We start from the raw sequence: 18302 nt of genomic DNA, 5'->3' as shown, positions 1-18302 counted from the left end.
ACTCGATCAGCACAGCCTGTCAGTCACGCTTGAATATACGTGTTACAGATTCTGGCTCGCTGGACGCGGAATCTGATTCGTGGCTGCCATCTGATCAAGGAACAGCAGCAGTTCCTTATTAAATTTATCCATTTCATCAAACATCATCGCATGTCCACTATGCTCAAATGGCACCACACGCGCATCGGTAATCGCTTCACTCAACAGCTGGGCAAACTGCGGATCGCAGATTTTATCCTTCATGCCCTGGAAAATAACCGTTGGCACAGTCACAGCGGACAGATCGCCGCGCAGATCCTCATCGCGTAAGGCGATGGCTGCCTTGATCGTTCCGTGATGGGAAGCTTGCAGACAGAGCGTTTCGAGCCACATCATCATGCCTGCTCTCTTCTTGCTGTGTGTAAATTCCAAACCAAATTTACTCAGCATCTTCGGACGATCCTCATACGTTGCTTCGATCATATTCTCTGTAAAGTCATCTGCTGTCATCAACCCATAATCAAAATCGGGACGCTTCACAAACACAGGAGCCGCCGCACCCATCAGCGCAAGCTGGGCGATACCATGTCCCTGATGACGCGCCATATAACGAATCGCAATCGCGCCACCCATCGAGAAGCCGACCAGTACTGCATTTTCCAGGCCCAGCTCATCGATCACCGCGCGCACATCGTCTGCCATCCGATCATACGTATAGCCATCCCATGGCGCATCCGATTTACCAAATCCACGGAAATCGATCCCGATACAGCGATACCCGTTCATTGGCAGTCTGGAAAATTGATATTCAAACATCAGCTGATTCGCAGGCCAGCCATGCAAGAAAATAACCGGAATCCCTTCACCCAGATCCTGCACAAAAAGCTTCACGCCATCCTCAACCTGTATATATCTACCCATCATAATCGCCTCCATTGTCATAATCGTCCATCCTGCTGCACATCTGCGACAGCATCACGTTCTCCCTTACCGTCACCATGAATGCAAGTCATCCGGCACGTTGCTAATACCTTAAACGTATTCATTTGACGGCAAACCTTGCTGTCTGGCTGGACGATTAGGTTTACACACTTAAAAGGGTTAGTTTCTCATGCTTATGGTTGCGGGTACATTATTTTAGATGAACATGTGGAGGTTGAGCTTTCGTGCTAGAGTTCATGATTTGTGAAGTACTACACCACTTCGGCAAGGAATAAGGGAACGGACTCAGGTGGAGCCGCGGGAATCTTTTGGAATGGGGAAGGAATGAAGATTCCCGCCCCTCTGAAGCAGGAAGATATTTTGCTACGCAAAAATCACTGTTTTATTGAACCGCGTGTTAGAAAATCGCTAACACTACAAGTCGTCCTTATCCCTTATTTCCTTCCCTGCGTTCTGTGCGTATCGCAGCAAACCGATTTAACATCCTGCTATCCTACTCAGAACTCAGATATTCTGCTAAATACCCTGCTGTATCGAGTTCTAAATTAAATGAATTCATCACGAAAATATAGGCACAGAAATCTATGCTTAGAACGAAGAATGCATACTAATACTAATGGTAAATCATCTTGTGATTTATCTATGAATGGAGCACTGAACGCTTTTCAGCAAAGAGCACGTAACCTCAGCCCCTGCGGAACGGAAGACCGGGAACAATGCCAAAAGACCGACCTTTAAGCCGGGATACGCCATCTTTCCCCCATTCAAAGTATCCCGGCTTAACCGGAGGTCGTTGGCATGTTGCCGGGCTGAAGTGGACGATCTATAAACCGAGAGCAGATCGTCCAAGGTAATCTACCAATCAAGCGACAAGAGCATTTAAATCATACACAGCAAGAGAAAAGATAAGGAGGCGACCGGATGAGGTGGCAAGGGAGACGGGGCAGTAATAATGTAGAGGATCGACGGGGCAGCGGCGGCATGGGTGGTAAGACGCTGGTAGGTGGCGGTATTGGTGGGATTATTGTGGTCATTATTGTCATTTTGCTAGGTGGGAATCCGTCTAGCTTGTTAGGCGATATAGGTTCGGGGACGGCGACGCAGACGGCGGGCAATTATCAGGGAACTGCGCAGGAGGAAGAGCTGGCGGACTTTGTATCGGTCGTGCTGGCAGATACGGAGGAAGTATGGGGCGATGTGTTTCGGCAACAGGGGCTGACGTATACGAATCCGACGCTGGTGCTGTATAGCGGTAGCGTCAAGTCTGCGTGTGGGATGGCAAGCTCGGCGGTCGGGCCTTTTTATTGTCCCGGTGATGAGAAGCTGTATATTGATCTAAGTTTTTATGATGAGCTGAAGCAGCAATTTCAGGCGCCAGGGGATTTTGCGATGGCCTATGTCGTTGCGCATGAAGTCGGTCACCATGTCCAGAATCTGCTAGGGACGATGGATAAGCTGGAGCCGTATCGTCAGCAGCTCAGTGAGCAGCAGTTCAATACGAAGTACCAGGTGCGTTTGGAGCTACAGGCAGATTATTATGCCGGGGTATGGGCGCATTATGAGCAGGGAAAGAATCTGCTGGAGCAGGGCGATTTGGAGGAAGCACTCACCGCGGCGAGTGCGGTTGGGGATGATACGATTCAGCAGCGTACACGCGGCTATGTCGTGCCGGATAGCTTTACGCATGGAACCTCCGAGCAGCGGAAGCGCTGGTTTTATAAAGGGTTTGAATCCGGTAGTCTGACAGGCGGCGATACATTTAGCGTGAGCAACGGCCAGCTTTGAATTATCATGTCCAAGATTAATTGAATTTGGAGCGATATTTTCATCGTTTATTAATAAATGTCTGCTATGCTAAACGAAAGGCAGACTACGTAGGTATTCCAAATAGAGATAGAGTGGTGCCGGAAGTAGAGAAGAGGAGTGGGACGATGAATAACATACGTTTGAAAAGCAGTCTGGATCGTGCAAGTCTGGATAACCGTCTACAATATGATCCGGAAATTATCGAGCTATACTTGCGAACCGATGACCTGCAACAGGAGTCGCTCATTCGTGAACGTATTCGTGAGCTGAAGCAGCGCGGCATCCGTGTGTATTTACACCATCCGAGTCGTTACGATGGCAGGTATCTGGATATTATGAGTACAGAGCCGGGCATGTATCGCTTTTACCGTGAGTCGACGCAGCAGCTTGTGCGCATCTGTCAGGAGGAAGGCAGTCAGTGTGTCATTCATGCTAATTATTTGCATAGTGACAATGATGAGATATCGCGCGAGCGTACGATTGCGCTACGTCATGAGATCGATGAGTTTTTGAGCTATGGTCGTGATTTTCTGTTATGGGAGGATTCGACGGAAGGGCTATTCTGCTATGCGAATCCATACCTGATTGATGAAGTGATCGTACCACTCAAGCTTCCGGTGAATGTGGATGTGAGTCATACGTTTATTAGCTTCCGCGGCGATAATGATCGCCTGCGTGAGGTGTTAGAGCGTACGGCACCTTACGCGATATACTATCATCTGGTGGACAGCATGGGACAATTCCATGATTCGTTGCCGCTGGGACAGGGACTGATCGATTGGAAGATGGTCAAGTCCTATGTACAGGGAAAAGAATATATTTTTGAGATCAATCTGGAGGGTGGGCATATCGATTGCACCCCGATGGTGGAGAGTGCACGCTTTTTCGATAATCTGAGTCTGGAGCAGGCGAGTCTGTAGGCTAGGGCTGGATCGAGAGAGGGCGATAGCTTGCTTTCGCTATGATTGGAAAGACTCGGCATATATAGCCTATCTTCGCTAATTCTCTGTCCATATGACAGCTATGATATCGGGCTTCATGTTTCGGACTCGATGATCTATATTCCACTATATGATCTGCATTCAAATAGAAGGCTCTGCATGACGTAATCGAGGGATATCCCGTATCGGTTACATCGTGCAGAGCCTTTTTGACTTATGGAACAGGTGATTATGCTTGGATGCGATAATGTCAGGGAGTCTAAGTCTGAATCATGGCATGTACAGGCAAAAGAATAGTTCGTACACGAAAAAGGTAACATTTCCGAAGCTCTATACAATCAAGCGAATCAGTAGATACAATGCCTCAAGTGCCTCACAATTGTAAAAGGCTTCGTTCAACAAAGCAACCCTCAACCCTCTAACGCACCTTCTCCTTTTGCGCCTTGAGTAACGCCCGTGCGGCACGCTGTCCAGAGATGGTCGCTCCCTCCATCGTGGCGAGTAGCGGCTGACGTGTATAGTCGCCAGCAAGGAACAGACCAGGAATTGGAGTTAATTGCCGCGGACGGTGCTGCTCATTGCCAGTTGATAAACGATAAAAGCTATCTGGGCTACGAACGACGCGATAATCGGTCATCGTATTGGCGCCGTCCAGACCGATCTGCTGTAAGGACGCATGAGCTTTTGCCCATATATCCTCATCTGGCAGGTCAATCAGCTCATCCGGGTCAACCAGAATAATCGAAGCACGACCAGTATCACGCTTGAAGGTCGTGCGAGATTGTTCGCTAAAGGAGCCGAGCTGTGTACCCGGGCCAAATAAAGTATGGTCAGCATGTGCCAGCTTCTCCTTGGCTTCAAATTGCACGGTCACATAGGGCATAATCTCCAGCTTCATCAGATCAGCAAAGCCCTCATGATCGCCGAATGCCTGTCCGATCAACCGCTTCGCCTGTCCGATATTCACTGCAACGACAATCTGCTCTGCATGAAGTGTAGTACCGTCCTGTAGCTGCACTCCGTGTACGCGTTCATTTTGCACGATGAATTGCTCTACTGGCGCGTTCGTCATCACCTTACCACCACGCTGTTCAATCGCTTGAGCGAGCGGGCCTGTCATCACATCGGTCATCCCGCCTTCAAAGGCACCGATCCGTACCAATTGTGGACGTGGCAAGGCAGGCGCGAATAAGCCGAAAAAGGCATAGGTAGAATACTGCTCTACAGGCAAAAAGAAAATACCTGATGATAACGGCTCGATCAGCCGCTCCAGTGCGTCGATCGTTACCCCATGCTCAAACGCATAATCGCGAATCGGGATTTGATCCAGCTTTTCCGGATGGGCAACGTAATCCTTAAATCCTGCGGCAAAAAAAGGCAGAAGCGATGCCTTGTCCATCGGGGACAGCAGGTCGTTATTGCCAAGCGCACCAGCGATCGTTTTCAGCGGTGCCTTGAGCGGATCAAGACCGAAGATGCCCTGTGCTTCGGGATGGCAGATTTGCGTCGTCTTCTCCCAGTGCACGATTTTGTCGAGTTCAATGCCTGCACGCTGGAGCAACTCCGGTAGTGCGACATAATAGCCGATGAATTTGTGAAAGCCGGATTCAACGTCCATCCCATCCTCGTTCCAATTTGCTGTCCGTCCACCGACCTGTGGTGCAGCCTCCAATACAGTCACCGAAATTCCCTTCTCCACCAGCTCAAATGCACAGCTAAGCCCTGCCAGACCTGCTCCGATCACAATCACCTGTGATGCATCATTCAATCGCTCGTTGCTATTCATCCGATTACCACCCTTCACTGGAAAATGTATGGATCATTTGTCATTAGCTACTATTAACCCTTTTCACGATAAGGAGCTTGCTGGGTAAATGAATTGTATACAAATTACCAGTGATGGAATCGCTATCTAAAACTGACATTCAGCTAACAACAGCCTTTCTATTTTTTGAAAAATTTTTGTTTTACCTCATAAGAAATCACTTATTTATTAAGCTTTATCGTCCGATAATGTGTGTATTCCTTGAGTTTAATTACGGAAATACGGCATGATGCCACACAAGCTCTAAGGAATCCACATGATCCAATCGAGATATCATGTTTCACCAGAATACAGGTTGACCCTCTCTATCCACGTTGTTCAGTGTGCAAAGTTTTAGCGTGCATTCGGAATGGCGATTCGGATAGACCACTTCGCTTTTACGCATTTCATTCCTCTGGAAGGGCTGGATCTATTCATGAAAAAAAGTACATCGATCGCGCTTAAAGTCGCTGCTGCATTATTGGTAGCGATCCCCTCCTTACCCATCCCTATCGTGGCAGATGCTGCTCCGGCTACACAGCAAGCAATACCAGCAGCATCGAAGCTAACAGACATTAGCAGACTATCTTCTGCACAGCAGGAGCAGCTCCAACGTGCGCTTGCGGTAGGATTAATTCAAGGCGCACCGGATGGACATTTTCGTCCACAGGCATCACTAAGTCGCCAGGAGCTGGCAGCATTACTTGTGCAGGCGCTCCATCTGCCTGTAACTGCACCAGCGCAATCCTCATTCCATGATGTTGCAGCATCAGCATGGAGCTTACCCGCCATCGAAGCAGTGAAGCAGGCTGGCTTTATGCAAGGAGATCGTGATGGACGCTTCCGTCCACAGGATGCGGTAACCGTACAGGAGCTAGTCGCACTGGCTGTGCGTATTGCTCATATCGATCTACAGAGCGATGCGAATACAAAGCTCCCTTCGCAGTGGAATGGCGCAAGTACGTGGGCTACGCCTTCGCTTATAGCGGCTTCTCAACATGAGCTATTAAGCGAATTCAGTGGCAAGCTACAGCCGAAGACGGCTGTGAATCGTGCCGATGCGACAAGCATTCTGTTATCCGCGTTATTCCCACAGCAACGCACCTCTACTGTGCAAAAGGTATCGGATCAGCAGGTGCAGCTGAATGGCATCACCTACGAGCTCGGACAGGATGTCAAAGGGCTACTGAATGATCGTAATGCAGCAGCTCTGCATGACGCAGAGATCACGTTCGATACGAGTGAACGTACGATCACGGCAATTCGCTCCTTGCATCTACATGCTGCGGGTCAAGCTGCTACAGCAGGCGCTGCCGAATTCAGTGGTAATCTCAAGCTGGATGCAGGAGAGACGCTCATTCATGGAGATGTAACGGTAGGAGGGGATTATACCTCCCTGTTGAATGCTCATATTCAAGGGAAACTGACGATTGCGGATAGTGTGAAGAATGACTTTTATTCTGAAGGCCTTCAGGTTGAGGGCACAACGAGTGTGAAGGGCGGGGACGATAATACGGTCGTCTTTAATAGTGCCGTGCTAAATGATGTGAATGTGAGCAAGCAGGATGTGCACGTCGTGATGGACTCTAATTCTGTCGTCTCCACCGTCAACGTGAATGCCAATGCGAATATTCAGTCAGGTGCTACACTGCCGCTTGTAAATGTAAATAATGGTGCCAGCACTGTGCAGCTACAGGGCAATGTCACCAATCTTAGTATAAACAGTAGCCAACCGACACAGCTAACGGGCAATAGCTCGATCTCCCAGCTGACGGTTAGCGGATCGGGCTCGGTCGCGGTGAATACAACGGGAGCTGTGCAGACCTTACAGGTGACGAATCCTTCCGCACTCGTCAACGTAAGCTCCACGACACAGGTGAGCAATCTGTCGCTAGCGACAGGCGTAGCTACGAGCAATGTGACAGGCCTATCCAGTACCACGACCACAGGTTCGCCAGGAACGACGACAGGGCCAGTCAGCTCCGGTTCTTCCAGCTCCAGCAACCGTGCTCCGGTATTGACCAGCTCGCTCAAGGATATCGTTGCGACCGAGCAAAGTGCCAATCGAATTATCGACCTGAACAGTTATTTTAGTGATCCAGATGGAGATACACTGACCTATTCGGCATCCTCATCCAAGTCACTCATTGCGAAGACAGCCGTGAGTAGTGGAAAACTGACTATCAGCATGCTATCCGCAGGTACAGCTACGATCACCGTCGCTGCCAATGATGGTAGAGGTAAACGTGTGAATACGACATTCAAAGTGACGGTTAATGGTAATCCAGTTGTCACTCCTGCGGCAGACCAGAAGCTGACAATGGAGCAGCCTGGCGTATCGCTGACATTGAAGGATTATTTTACAGACCCGGAACAGGGAACATTAACGTACAGTGCTATGGTTGACCAGCCTGATCGGGTCAAGCTCACACTGAATAATAGCGGCACGCTACAGCTTGATCCATTGCAGGTTGGTATTGTAACGATCACCGTAACGGCAAAGGACGATGCGATCACAGATGATGGAGTACCCGGACAATCGACGCTGACCTTTCAGGTTGAGGTGTTGCCTGTTCCTAATCATAAGCCTGTCGCAGCACCATTATTACCCGTCACCGTGACGGTACGTGGTGATGATGAAAATGTGGATCTGAGTCATACATTTAGCGATGCAGACGGCGATCCGATTCAGTTGTCGGCAGCTTCCGTAGATCCAGGTACAGCCAGCACCACACTCAGTGGCACACAGCTGTCTGTTCATGCGGTTAAGGAAGGAAGCACGAAGATTGCGATTACGGCAAAGGATGGACGTGGCGGGGAAACGGTAGCCGAGCTGCTCGTTACCGTCTTGCCAGCGCCTAATCGCAGCCCGATCGTTACGAATACGCCGCAGGCGGTAACGTTGATCACAGGACGCTCGGCAACCGATGTGGATCTGTCGAAGCTATTCTCTGATCCAGATGACGATGTGCTTACCTATGAAGCGGTGACGTCGGATGTGTATGTTGCTCAGACCTCGGTTCATGCAAGCACGCTCAGCGTTACACCAGGTGCTGCGGGTACAGCCTCGATCAAGGTCTATGCACGCGATGGACGCGGTGGGGAGATTACTACCGATATTCCAGTTACGATACTGGAGGAAGCTTCGATCTCGTTCATTCCACAGCAAGTCGTCAATCTGCGCAAACCGCCCGTATGGTTCGGCTTAATGCCGTATTTGCAAAATATCGACCCGGATTCGATCAGTGTGACGGCGGATACGTATGATCATTCGACAGCAACTGTATCGACCAAAAATGCGAGCATTTTGCTAACGCCGCTCCAGATTGGTGATACAACCGTTACGTTTGACGTTTATGATAAATACGGTCGTCGTAATAGCTCTTCGTTTGCATTACAGGTTGTCAAAATCAATCATGCGCCAACTGTAGTAGCTGCGATGTCTGAGCAAATGCTTACGCCGGGCGTTACCAATGCTCGTAATTATGATCTGAACCAGCTATTCAGCGACGAGGACGGAGACGCACTTACGTATACACTAACGTCCAGCAATACGGATGTGGCAAGTGCATCGATCGATGGCAATATGCTCACGCTAAAAGCAGGTACAGTCAGTGGTGTGACCGATGTAGCGATCACTGCGGATGATGGTGCTGGTGGCACAGTACAGTACACGTTCAAGGTGCATAATGCCCTGCTGATTAACACCTCGGTTATTACAGTGAATCTCAAATATGGAATGAATGCGATCGATTACGATCTGTCCGATCTATTCCCAGGTCAAAGCACCTTTACAACCTACATGGGTACAGCAGATTCCACATTTACAGGCCCAATATCGCTGAACAATACGCTACTGTCGTTAACTTCGCTGCCAGTTCTGCAATGGGTCGTAGGTGCGGACGGACGCGCTGCTGTATTTGCAGTCAAGCAGGATCCGGTCACAACAAAGGATATGTACTTCTCCCAATATGTGGACGGTGGCGATGGACGTATGGTCGTGCTGATGAATACGACTTCGGCTTCGAGCAAAAATAAAGATTACAGCCTCACCTTTTACAAATGGATGAAACAAACGAATACCATCAGCACGGTTACCCTTCCATTATTGTATGATGGCACGTCGCAAGGCATGAATCAGATTATCATCAACTCGACATTCTATGACTACATGGATGTCACCAGTGCATGGTATTACAACGATGAGATCATGATGTATTCACCAAATGATTATAATCTGACAGGCATTGTGCTCAAGCGCGGTAACACTGTTCTGGATGTGCTGGGCGACCCGACTTCGCAAAATCAAATGCTACCAAACGGTGGTACGATTTTACGCAAAGACGCTATTGGATATGGTTCCAATCAATTCAATTTATCATATGAATGGAATAAATATCCAAAGGGTACGTATCAATACGTGAAGTAAACGCCTGTATAAGGGATAACTACCGCCTGACAACTCCTCTGCTTGACAGACGGAATATCGCTGTGTAGAGTAGAAGGCAATCAAACAGCCTTGCTGTAAGCTGCTGATATAGTAGCTTGCGCAGGACTCATACGAGAAAGACCACTAGGGGAGCCATCGACTGGCTGAGACGAGATTGCCTCGGACCCTTGGAACCTGATCTAGTTCGTACTAGCGTAGGAAAGTGGAGACCGTGCAGGGATAGGATCATCTATGCCGTTTATACTGCCGCTCCATTTGGGGCGGCTTTTTTGCGTCTCTAGTGTTAGTGGTCTCCTAACACGGGGTGCAATGAAAAGTGATTTTTGCGCAGCAAAATATCTTACCTTGTCCGTGTTAGCGAACCCTACGCCCTAGCTCAGAGTGGTTCTTTCCGATTACTTTTACTTGAAAAGGAGAGCGGAAATGATGAGTTTTTCACAGGAAATTAGAAAGGCAGCCGATCCGGTATTTGAGGCGATCTATCATCATCCCTTTGTACGAGGTATTGCGGAGGGCAATTTGAAGTCAGAGCAGCTGGTGCATTATGTGAAGCAGGATTTTGAATATTTAAATGCGTTTATGCGCATTTACGGTACAGCGATTGCAAAATGCCAGCATCGTGACGATATGGCGATGTTCAATGAGCAGATCGGCTTTGTGCTGCACAGTGAGATTCATCCGCATCATAACTTTTGTCAGGTGGCAGGCGTGCCCTATGAACAATTGCAGGGTTATCCGCTCGCTCCGTCCGCGCACAACTATATTCGCCATATGCTGACCGCAGCACAGGAAGGTGATCTGGGCGATATTCTAGCCGTGCTGCTGCCTTGTCCGTGGACGTATCTGGAGATTGGCAAGCGTCTGCTGGGTGAGGTGAAGCCGGATGCCTCGCATCCATTTTACGAGTGGATCGACTTTTACGGTAATCGTACAGATACGATTACAGAGCGCTTTTGCCAGCGTCTGGATGAGATTGCAGAGCGGACAACGCCGGAGCATCGGGAACGGATGAAGCGTCATTTTATTTTAAGCTGTCAGTATGAATATATGTTCTGGGACATGGCGTACACGCTGGAGGATTGGCCGGTACCACTCCAGGAGCAGACGACAGTGGAGGTATCACGCGTATGAGCCGCACATGGAATATGAAGGAGGTTGTGCTGGCAGTTATTTTGTCCGTGGCCTGTGGAGTGGTGTATCTGGGCTGGTCTACGCTATGGATTCCGATCTCGGCGCTCGTGGGGCCAGTTGGTGCGGGCTTTATGTTTGGAATCTGGGTGATTGCCAGCCCGATTGTGGCGTATATTATTCGCAAGCCGGGTGCAGCGCTGATCGCTGAGGTGGCAGCGGCGGCAGTGGAGATGTTGACAGGTAGCCATTTTGGCCTGTCGGCGCTATTGATCGGGGTATTTCAAGGATTGGGTGCAGAGCTGGCGTTTGCGATCTTTGGTTATCGCCGCTTCAATGTGTGGACATTAATGCTGTCCGGTGCGCTGGCAGCGGTGGGCAGTATGGTCTATAGCGTAATTGCGAACGGTATGGGCTATTACACACCGACAATGTTCTGGCTGACACTGGGCATTCAGGTGGTGAGTGGCATCCTGCTGGGCGGCTTGCTCGCTAAGATTGTGGTCGAAGCGCTGGCGCGTACAGGTGTTTTGAATTCATATGAAATGATGAAATCGCGTCGCAGAAGAGGAACAGGCAATGGTCTTCCAACCGGTTCGTGAGCAAGTATATCTCGGCTGTGACGGGCTATCGGTACGCTTTTACAGTCAGGAGCGACCGGTGCTGCACCATCTGCATCTGCATATTCAGCAAGGGGAAAAGGTGCTGATTCTAGGACCGAGCGGTAGTGGGAAGTCGACATTGCTGTCTGTACTGGCAGGCATTATACCGGAGCATGTGGAGGCAGAGGTGGAGGGAGATGTCTATCGTCAGCCCGCCTGTGGCGTGATGTTTCAGGACCCGGATTCGCAATTTTGTATGCTGCGTGTCGATGAAGAGATCGCTTTTAGTCTGGAAAATCGCTCGGTTCCGCGTGAGGAAATGGAGCCGCTGATCGACCGAGCGATGGAGCAGGTCGGCTTGCACATTCCGCGCGATACGCCAATTGAGACGTTATCTGGCGGCATGAAGCAGCGACTGGCGCTGGCATGTCTGCTGGCGTTAGAGCCAGAGGTGCTCTTTTTCGATGAGCCGACGGCACAGCTTGATCCTGCTAGCCGCAATGAAGTATTTGCCTTATTACGACAGCTCGGGGATGCTTCCCAGCACACGATGGTGATCGTGGAGCATGTACTGGATGGATGCATCGAGTGGATGGATCGGGTGATTTTGCTGGATGGACAGGGGCGATTGATCGCGGATGGCTCGCCAGCACGGGTGATGAAGGAGCATCGGCAGGATATGGTCGAGGCGGGCATCTGGTTGCCGCAGCTGTTTCCGTATCAGTGGGAGGATGTGCGTAGCAATTCGGCTCATCCGCTGGCGGTGCGGTTAACGAGAGAGCTACAGCAGCGTCTGGCACAGCGCCCTATCATGTGGGGTGCTCATGCGGCTTCGGTTAGGGAGACGGTGACGGGCGATGGAGCGTCTACCTCTACCGTTGCTCGTATGGCGACAATGGGTGTACGGGATGAGGCTCTGGATAAGGGGAATAGGAATACGATAGCCACTATGACGAGCACTGCAATGAATGACCGCAAAAGCACGCAAGCAGGTGCCAGGGCAAGCATTGATGTAAGCTCATCCATACCTTCTTCGCTTCCTACTGCCGATCCGTTGCTCCAAACCGAGCGCTTGACCATCGGCTACGGACGCAAGTCAGTCATGAACGGCATCAATGTAGACATTTCACCCGGACAATGGATCGCAATCGTCGGCGAGAATGGGAGCGGCAAAAGTACCTTTTTGAAAAGCTTGCTTCGGCTTGTACCCCCATTGTCCGGCTCGATCCGTTTCCACGGCAAAGAGCTTCGTAAGTGGTCGGATCGGGAGCTATACGCGCGTGCAGGCTTTGTTTTTCAAAATCCAGAGCTGCAATTCGTGACGGATACGGTCTACGATGAGATCGCCTTTGGTGGACGGCAGCGCGGCTGGGAGGAGCAGCAGCTGGAGGAACGAACGTTACAATTGCTGCGCGAGTTCGGATTGGAGCGTCTTCGGGATGAGCATCCCTTCTCACTCAGTCTCGGTCAAAAGCGCCGCTTGAGTGTAGCGACGATGCTGTTATTTGATCAGGAGCTCTTATTGCTGGACGAGCCAACCTTCGGACAGGATGCGCGTACAGCGGCAGAGCTGATCGGTCGTCTGCAAAGGCGACAGCAGGAGGGCACGACGATTGTGATGGTTACACATGATATGGAGCTGGTCGATCAGTATGCAGATCGGGTGCTGTTATTCCAGCAGGGACAGATTGCGTACGATGGTGACCCGCCGGGGTTATTTTTGAACCAGCAGCTGCTACAGGGAAGTGCGATTGAAGCACCGTTACCCTATCGTCTGTATCTGGAGCGAAAGGAGTGGCAGACGATATGAAAAGTAATGGCTCGTGGTTATCCACGCTGAATCCATCCTGCAAGCTAATCGTGCATGTGCTGGTGATGGCAGCGCTTATGGCGATACGTGACCCGCTACTCACGCTCGCGATCTGGCTGGTTGCGGTGCTGATCGGCATCAGCGTGGGTGGCTGGACGATCGGCTATCTGCTGCGCCGCTTATTGCCCTACACATTATTCTTCGTGCTCGTCTGCTGGATGCTGGCGGCATTCGGTAAAGGTGAGCATGTACTATGGCAATGGGCATGGTTTCGCGTAACGACAGAGAGTCTGAACAATGGGCTATTAATCGGCTTGCGCATGCTTGGCTTTGTCACCTATGGCATGCTATTCACCTCAACTACCGACCTGAATCGTATGATGATGAGTCTGATCCATCAGCTCCGACTGTCGCCTAAATGGGCATACGGGATGCTGGCAGGATTTCGGTTTATCCCATTATTTCAAAGTGAGCTACAACAGATGAAGATCGCCCATCGTATTCGCGGCTATCGTCAGGAACCTGGAGGTAAGGCATTCCTGCGCTATGCGCTCCCCCTGTTCAGTCAGGGCGTACGCAAGTCTGAGCGCATCGCGATTGCAATGGAGGCAAGAGGCTTCACAGGTACGCGCGAGCGCACGTATTATGTGCAGCCAGTGCTGGCACGGCGTGATGCCCTGTATGCAGTGGCGTTGCTCAGTGTGACGACAGTGTTAATCATCTGGCTGTAGGTGTGAAGGATTAATAGATACACAGATGCAGTGTGCCCATCATGGTGGAATGATGCATGATCAGATCCAACGTTACAATCATTTTGTAGTTGTAGTTGTAGTTGTAGTTGTAGTTGTAGTTGTAGTTGTAGTTGTATTCGACAGAGGCAGGAGCTAGCTTTAGATGATTAGGCTGCTTTGCCATGAGCTTCTACCGAAAGTGGCTGTATGTTAAAACAATAACTCGTGACCAATAAAAGGATATCGATGCTGAATCGATGTCCTTTTATCTTTTTAATGTATGTTCTATTGTAAGATTGAACTAAAGAAGTTGGACTACAAGTAGATGTATGATGGCTCAATATCTATTTATCCACCAGTGTGGTTCCACATGCTATGCCTACCGATGAGGGCTGCGGATCCCATACCTCACTTTTACAGCAACAAACCTTATCTACTCAGCTATTCATCCGTCTCAGAATACGTACAGCTTGCTTTTCCTTTCCATTACATACAACTCCTCCTTCTGTATGTGAAACAAGCGAATATATGTAGAACAAGCCAGGCTCATGCTTCTTTTCCACACAAACAGGGCTGACGCTCCTTGCCGACTATTAACCGAATCACTACAATCAGACATGAAGAATCGTGCCAGTCATACATGTGTAACTCAGTTCTATTCAATACCTGCGCAGCTTATTCTGTCTCACCCCCAAAACTACAAACCATTGGAGGAACGACCAATGAAGGGAAAACGTTTGATTGATCTATCGGTGACACTCAAAACAGGAATCGCCTCTGACCCGCCTGGCGGTCTGCCGGAGATCGACTACATATCGCATCAGCAAGGCGCACAGCAACTACTGGCTGGCTTCACTGGACTGAAAAAAGAAGACCTCCCCGGCGGCGAAGGCTGGGCAATCGAGCAGCTTCGCGTAACCACGCATGTGGGTACCCATGTCGATGCACCTTATCACTATCGCTCTACCACCGATGACGGTCAGCCGATGCTGACAATTGACGAGGTGCCACTAGACTGGTTTTACGGACCGGGCGTGAAGCTCGATTTTCGACATCTGCCTGACGGTCATATCGTAAGTGCTACGGAGATTGAGCACGAGCTACAACGCATCGGGCACGACCTACAGCCCGGCGACATCGTACTCGTGCATACCTCAGCAGGTGAACGCTACGGCGAAGACGACTTCATGCTCAAAGGCTGCGGCTTCGGACGCGAAGCGACCCTGTACCTGACCGAACGCGGCGTACGACTCGTCGGCACCGACGCATGGAGCTGGGACGCCCCATTCGCCCACACCGCCCGCCGCTACGCCGACCAGCAGGACCCATCTATCATCTGGGAAGGTCACTATGCAGGCAGCACCATCCCGTACTGCCAGATCGAAAAGCTAGCCAACCTCAACCAGCTTCCATCTCACGGCTTCCAGGTCATGGCATTCCCCGTCAAAATCGAAAAAGCCTCCGCCGGCTGGGCAAGACCTGTGGCGATTTTGGATGAGGTGTAGAGGTAACCTATGTAACAACCAATATATAGAACCGTATACGCTTACATGCTAAAATGGCGATACCATTACAACTACCCCACATAGCACATCACCCCACAAGGGAGGTCAAGCGATGATTCACCTGCTACCATTAATGCTCGAACGTGTCGGGATTTTGATCATCCTTGCCTTTGTGCTGTCTCAATTCCCAATCTTCCGTCACATTATTTACAACCGACGTGGACGTTTTGGCTCTCTGCTGCTAATCGCTGTATTTGGTCTGTTTGGCGTGATCAGCAACTATACCGGAATCGAGATTCATCTTAGCGAGGTCGTCTCACAAAGCTGGCTGAATCAGGTGGATGCGGATAACGCGATTGCCAATACGCGTATTATGGGGGTGAGCATCGGTGGCTTGCTCGGAGGGCCGCTGGTCGGTCTGGGTGTCGGGCTGGTAGCAGGGCTGCATCGCTATCCGCTGGGTGGTTTTACCGCATTAGAGTGTGCGATATCTTCGGTACTCGCTGGAGTTGTTGCTGGCTTGCTGGGCAACTGGTATCGTCGTCGCGGCGTGATTCCACCATGGTTTGCTGCACTGGTTGGTATGGCGATGCAGGTGGTGGAAATGCTGCTCATTTTGCTCTTTTCCAAGCCGTACGAGGATGCCGTCATGCTTGTGCAGACGATTGGTCTGCCGATGATTGTGCTGAACGGCTTTGGTACATTGCTGTTCATGCTTATTATTCGTTCGATTTTAAAAGAACAGGAGCGTCAGAGTGCGACACAGACGCATCTGGCTTTTCATATTGCAGATCGGACGCTGCCTTTTTTCAGGCAGGGCTTGAATCCAGACTCGTGCCGGGAGGCGGCGCATATTCTGCTGCGTTTAACCGAAGCGGATGCTATCTCCATCACCAATCGGACGCATATTCTGGCACATGTGGGTGCGGCGGCAGATCACCATGTGGCAGGGCAGGAGGTGAGTACGGGGCTGACACGCACCGTGTTAGAGCAGGGCAAGCTCATGCTCGCACGCTTGCCTAAGGATATTCGCTGCTCGCATCGGAATTGTCCGCTGGAAGCGGCGGTTGTGCTGCCCTTGCTGGTGCATGGTGAGGCGGTGGGTACGCTTAAGCTTTATTTTTGTCAGGCAAACCATCTGAGTAAGGTGGAGGAGGAACTGGCGGAGGGACTCGGCAAGCTGTTCTCTGCGCAGCTGGAGCTGGCCGAAGCAGAACAGCAGAGTGCCCTGCTCAAAACTGCTCGCATCAAAGCGCTACAGGCGCAGGTGCATCCGCATTTCCTTTTTAATGCGATCAATACGATCTCTGTGCTATGTCGGACGGATTCGGAGCGTGCGCGCCGTTTGCTGCTAGAGCTGGGCACCTTTTTCCGTAGTAATCTACAGGGGGCGCAGCAATTGCTCATTCCGCTGTATAAGGAGCTGGAGTATGTGGAGGCATATCTTCAGCTAGAGCAAGCACGCTTTCCCGATAAATATACGGTGGAGCTGGATATCGAGCCGGGGCTGGAACAGGTGCAGGTGCCACCATTTATTATCCAGCCGCTGGTGGAAAATGCGATTCGTCATGGGTTTCGTCGCTTGCAGACGCGCGGCACCATTCGGGTCTCCATAAGCAGTCATACAGGTGAGCTAGAGGTCATCGTAGCAGACAATGGGGCAGGCATCCCGGCAGATCGGCTCGCCTTGCTCGGGCATGAAGCCAATCTGGCGAGCGAAGGAAGCGGCACAGCGCTGTGTAATATTCGGGAGCGGCTGGAGGGCATTTACCGTCATTCGGCAAGCTTTATGATTCAGAGTGCCGAGGGGGAAGGCACCGCGATCCATATTCGGCTGCCGTTACAATATCAGGAAGGGAGCAAGGTGCATGCTGACAGCGTTTATCGTGGATGACGAGCCACTCGCACGAGATGAACTGGTCTATTTATTGAAGCGTAGCAAAATGGTCGAGGTGATCGGCGAAGCGGAATCGCTGGAGCAGGCGCATGAGGAGATTGTGCGACTACAGCCTGAGCTGGTCTTTCTCGATATTGAGCTAGCAGAGCATAGCGGATTAGAGCTGGCGAGACAATTGCTTGATCTGCCGAAGCCGCCTGCGGTTATTTTCGCAACGGCATTTGATGAATATGCGCTACAGGCATTTGACCTGAATGCGATTGACTATGTGCTCAAGCCGTTTGACGAGCGGCGTATTCGTCAGGCACTGGACAAGCTCGTCCGATTGAAAAGAGAGCCTGCCATTCCAGCGCCAACCTTGCCGCGTCCTCAGCTCAAAAAGCTTGCCGTCTCCATCGAGGATCGCATTCTGATGCTCGATCTGGAGCAGATGATCGCGCTTAGCTCGGAGGAGGGCAAGGTGGTGATCTCTACCGCACAGGGCAGATTTACATTGAATGAACCGCTCGCCCATATGGAGCGTCGTCTCGAGGATGGACGCTTTATGCGCGTGCATCGTAATTATATTGTGAATCTATCGGGCATTACCGAAATTCAGCCGTGGTTTAACTCTACCTATTTGCTCGTGATGAGCGACGATTCGCGTATTCCAGTCAGCCGCAGCTATGTGAAGCAGCTACGAGAGCAACTGGGCTTTTGAATCGTTG

Annotated in this window: 13 protein-coding genes and 1 riboswitch; of the genes, 10 read left to right on the top strand and 3 right to left on the bottom strand. The window is 50.7% G+C overall.

From position 1 onward, the window contains the following. Nucleotides 1-42: 42 nt before the first annotated feature. Complete coding sequence (locus SK066_RS22345; protein WP_188776085.1) at nucleotides 43-900, bottom strand: alpha/beta fold hydrolase; 858 nt, start codon at nucleotides 898-900, stop codon at nucleotides 43-45. Between the two features lie 942 nt (nucleotides 901-1842). Here SK066_RS22345 and ypfJ point away from each other — a divergent pair. Together ypfJ and SK066_RS22335 are read left to right on the top strand one after the other, a co-directional pair. Continuing rightward, on the top strand, nucleotides 1843-2706 hold the full coding sequence (gene ypfJ, locus SK066_RS22340; RefSeq protein WP_320543072.1) for a KPN_02809 family neutral zinc metallopeptidase: 864 nt from the start codon (nucleotides 1843-1845) through the stop codon (nucleotides 2704-2706). 146 nt (nucleotides 2707-2852) lie between these two features. Then, nucleotides 2853-3647: a TIM barrel protein gene (locus tag SK066_RS22335; RefSeq protein WP_320543071.1), complete on the top strand. Its 795-nt coding sequence runs from the start codon at nucleotides 2853-2855 to the stop codon at nucleotides 3645-3647. 439 nt (nucleotides 3648-4086) lie between these two features. On the opposite strand, the gene SK066_RS22330 is transcribed toward SK066_RS22335, so the two are convergent. After that, nucleotides 4087-5454, bottom strand: a complete 1368-nt coding sequence (locus SK066_RS22330) for a hydroxysqualene dehydroxylase (RefSeq protein WP_320543070.1) — start codon at nucleotides 5452-5454, stop codon at nucleotides 4087-4089. Nucleotides 5455-5908: 454 nt separating this feature from the next. Between SK066_RS22330 and SK066_RS22325 the strand changes: the two genes are divergently transcribed. The 5 genes from SK066_RS22325 (at nucleotide 5909) to SK066_RS22305 (ending at nucleotide 14193) form a co-directional block, all read left to right on the top strand. After that, the gene (locus tag SK066_RS22325) at nucleotides 5909-9901 is read left to right on the top strand and encodes an S-layer homology domain-containing protein (RefSeq protein WP_320543069.1); all 3993 of its coding nucleotides are present in this window, start codon (nucleotides 5909-5911) and stop codon (nucleotides 9899-9901) included. A gap of 136 nt (nucleotides 9902-10037) precedes the next feature. Next, nucleotides 10038-10140: riboswitch (TPP riboswitch) on the top strand. A gap of 208 nt (nucleotides 10141-10348) precedes the next feature. Next, on the top strand, nucleotides 10349-11053 hold the full coding sequence (gene tenA, locus SK066_RS22320) for a thiaminase II (protein ID WP_320544945.1): 705 nt from the start codon (nucleotides 10349-10351) through the stop codon (nucleotides 11051-11053). Then, entirely contained in the window at nucleotides 11050-11652 is a 603-nt protein-coding gene (locus SK066_RS22315) for an ECF transporter S component (RefSeq protein WP_188775943.1), read from the top strand. The genes tenA and SK066_RS22315 overlap by 4 nt, the downstream gene beginning before the upstream one ends. Then, a complete protein-coding gene (locus SK066_RS22310) occupies nucleotides 11630-13462 on the top strand; it encodes an ABC transporter ATP-binding protein (protein ID WP_320543068.1) in 1833 nt (610 codons plus the stop codon). Before SK066_RS22315 ends, SK066_RS22310 begins: the two co-directional genes overlap by 23 nt. Next, a complete protein-coding gene (locus SK066_RS22305; RefSeq protein ID WP_320544944.1) occupies nucleotides 13459-14193 on the top strand; it encodes an energy-coupling factor transporter transmembrane component T family protein in 735 nt (244 codons plus the stop codon). The genes SK066_RS22310 and SK066_RS22305 overlap by 4 nt, the downstream gene beginning before the upstream one ends. Before the next feature lie 10 nt (nucleotides 14194-14203). On the opposite strand, the gene SK066_RS22300 is transcribed toward SK066_RS22305, so the two are convergent. Beyond that, on the bottom strand, nucleotides 14204-14377 hold the full coding sequence (locus SK066_RS22300) for a hypothetical protein (RefSeq protein WP_320543067.1): 174 nt from the start codon (nucleotides 14375-14377) through the stop codon (nucleotides 14204-14206). Nucleotides 14378-14810: 433 nt separating this feature from the next. On the opposite strand from SK066_RS22300, the gene SK066_RS22295 reads away from it, so the two are divergent. The 3 genes from SK066_RS22295 (at nucleotide 14811) to SK066_RS22285 (ending at nucleotide 18295) form a co-directional block, all read left to right on the top strand. Beyond that, nucleotides 14811-15698 carry a cyclase family protein gene (locus tag SK066_RS22295; protein WP_320543066.1) on the top strand — a complete coding sequence of 296 codons (888 nt, stop codon included), beginning with the start codon at nucleotides 14811-14813 and terminating at the stop codon, nucleotides 15696-15698. A 112-nt stretch (nucleotides 15699-15810) separates the two neighbouring features. Beyond that, entirely contained in the window at nucleotides 15811-17592 is a 1782-nt protein-coding gene (locus tag SK066_RS22290) for a sensor histidine kinase (RefSeq protein ID WP_320543065.1), read from the top strand. Next, nucleotides 17567-18295, top strand: a complete 729-nt coding sequence (locus SK066_RS22285) for a LytR/AlgR family response regulator transcription factor (RefSeq protein WP_320543064.1) — start codon at nucleotides 17567-17569, stop codon at nucleotides 18293-18295. Before SK066_RS22290 ends, SK066_RS22285 begins: the two co-directional genes overlap by 26 nt. The last annotated feature ends 7 nt before the right edge of the window (nucleotides 18296-18302 follow it).

The sequence above is a fragment of the Paenibacillus hunanensis genome (assembly GCF_034055775.1).
Classification (GTDB): Bacteria; Bacillota; Bacilli; order Paenibacillales; family Paenibacillaceae; genus Saccharibacillus; species Saccharibacillus hunanensis.
Note: the sequence above shows the minus strand (reverse complement) of the source record. Positions and strands in the feature narration are given on the sequence as shown.

What these genes read in the sequence shown, in the direction of transcription:
- SK066_RS22345 (WP_188776085.1), bottom strand. Translation starts at nt 900, where the DNA reads ATGGGTAGATATATACAGGTTGAGGATGGCGTGAAGCTTTTTGTGCAG.
- ypfJ (WP_320543072.1), top strand. Translation starts at nt 1,843, where the DNA reads ATGAGGTGGCAAGGGAGACGGGGCAGTAATAATGTAGAGGATCGACGG.
- SK066_RS22335 (WP_320543071.1), top strand. Translation starts at nt 2,853, where the DNA reads ATGAATAACATACGTTTGAAAAGCAGTCTGGATCGTGCAAGTCTGGAT.
- SK066_RS22330 (WP_320543070.1), bottom strand. Translation starts at nt 5,454, where the DNA reads ATGAATAGCAACGAGCGATTGAATGATGCATCACAGGTGATTGTGATC.
- SK066_RS22325 (WP_320543069.1), top strand. Translation starts at nt 5,909, where the DNA reads ATGAAAAAAAGTACATCGATCGCGCTTAAAGTCGCTGCTGCATTATTG.
- tenA (WP_320544945.1), top strand. Translation starts at nt 10,349, where the DNA reads ATGAGTTTTTCACAGGAAATTAGAAAGGCAGCCGATCCGGTATTTGAG.
- SK066_RS22315 (WP_188775943.1), top strand. Translation starts at nt 11,050, where the DNA reads ATGAGCCGCACATGGAATATGAAGGAGGTTGTGCTGGCAGTTATTTTG.
- SK066_RS22310 (WP_320543068.1), top strand. Translation starts at nt 11,630, where the DNA reads ATGGTCTTCCAACCGGTTCGTGAGCAAGTATATCTCGGCTGTGACGGG.
- SK066_RS22305 (WP_320544944.1), top strand. Translation starts at nt 13,459, where the DNA reads ATGAAAAGTAATGGCTCGTGGTTATCCACGCTGAATCCATCCTGCAAG.
- SK066_RS22300 (WP_320543067.1), bottom strand. Translation starts at nt 14,377, where the DNA reads ATGGCAAAGCAGCCTAATCATCTAAAGCTAGCTCCTGCCTCTGTCGAA.
- SK066_RS22295 (WP_320543066.1), top strand. Translation starts at nt 14,811, where the DNA reads ATGAAGAATCGTGCCAGTCATACATGTGTAACTCAGTTCTATTCAATA.
- SK066_RS22290 (WP_320543065.1), top strand. Translation starts at nt 15,811, where the DNA reads ATGATTCACCTGCTACCATTAATGCTCGAACGTGTCGGGATTTTGATC.
- SK066_RS22285 (WP_320543064.1), top strand. Translation starts at nt 17,567, where the DNA reads ATGCTGACAGCGTTTATCGTGGATGACGAGCCACTCGCACGAGATGAA.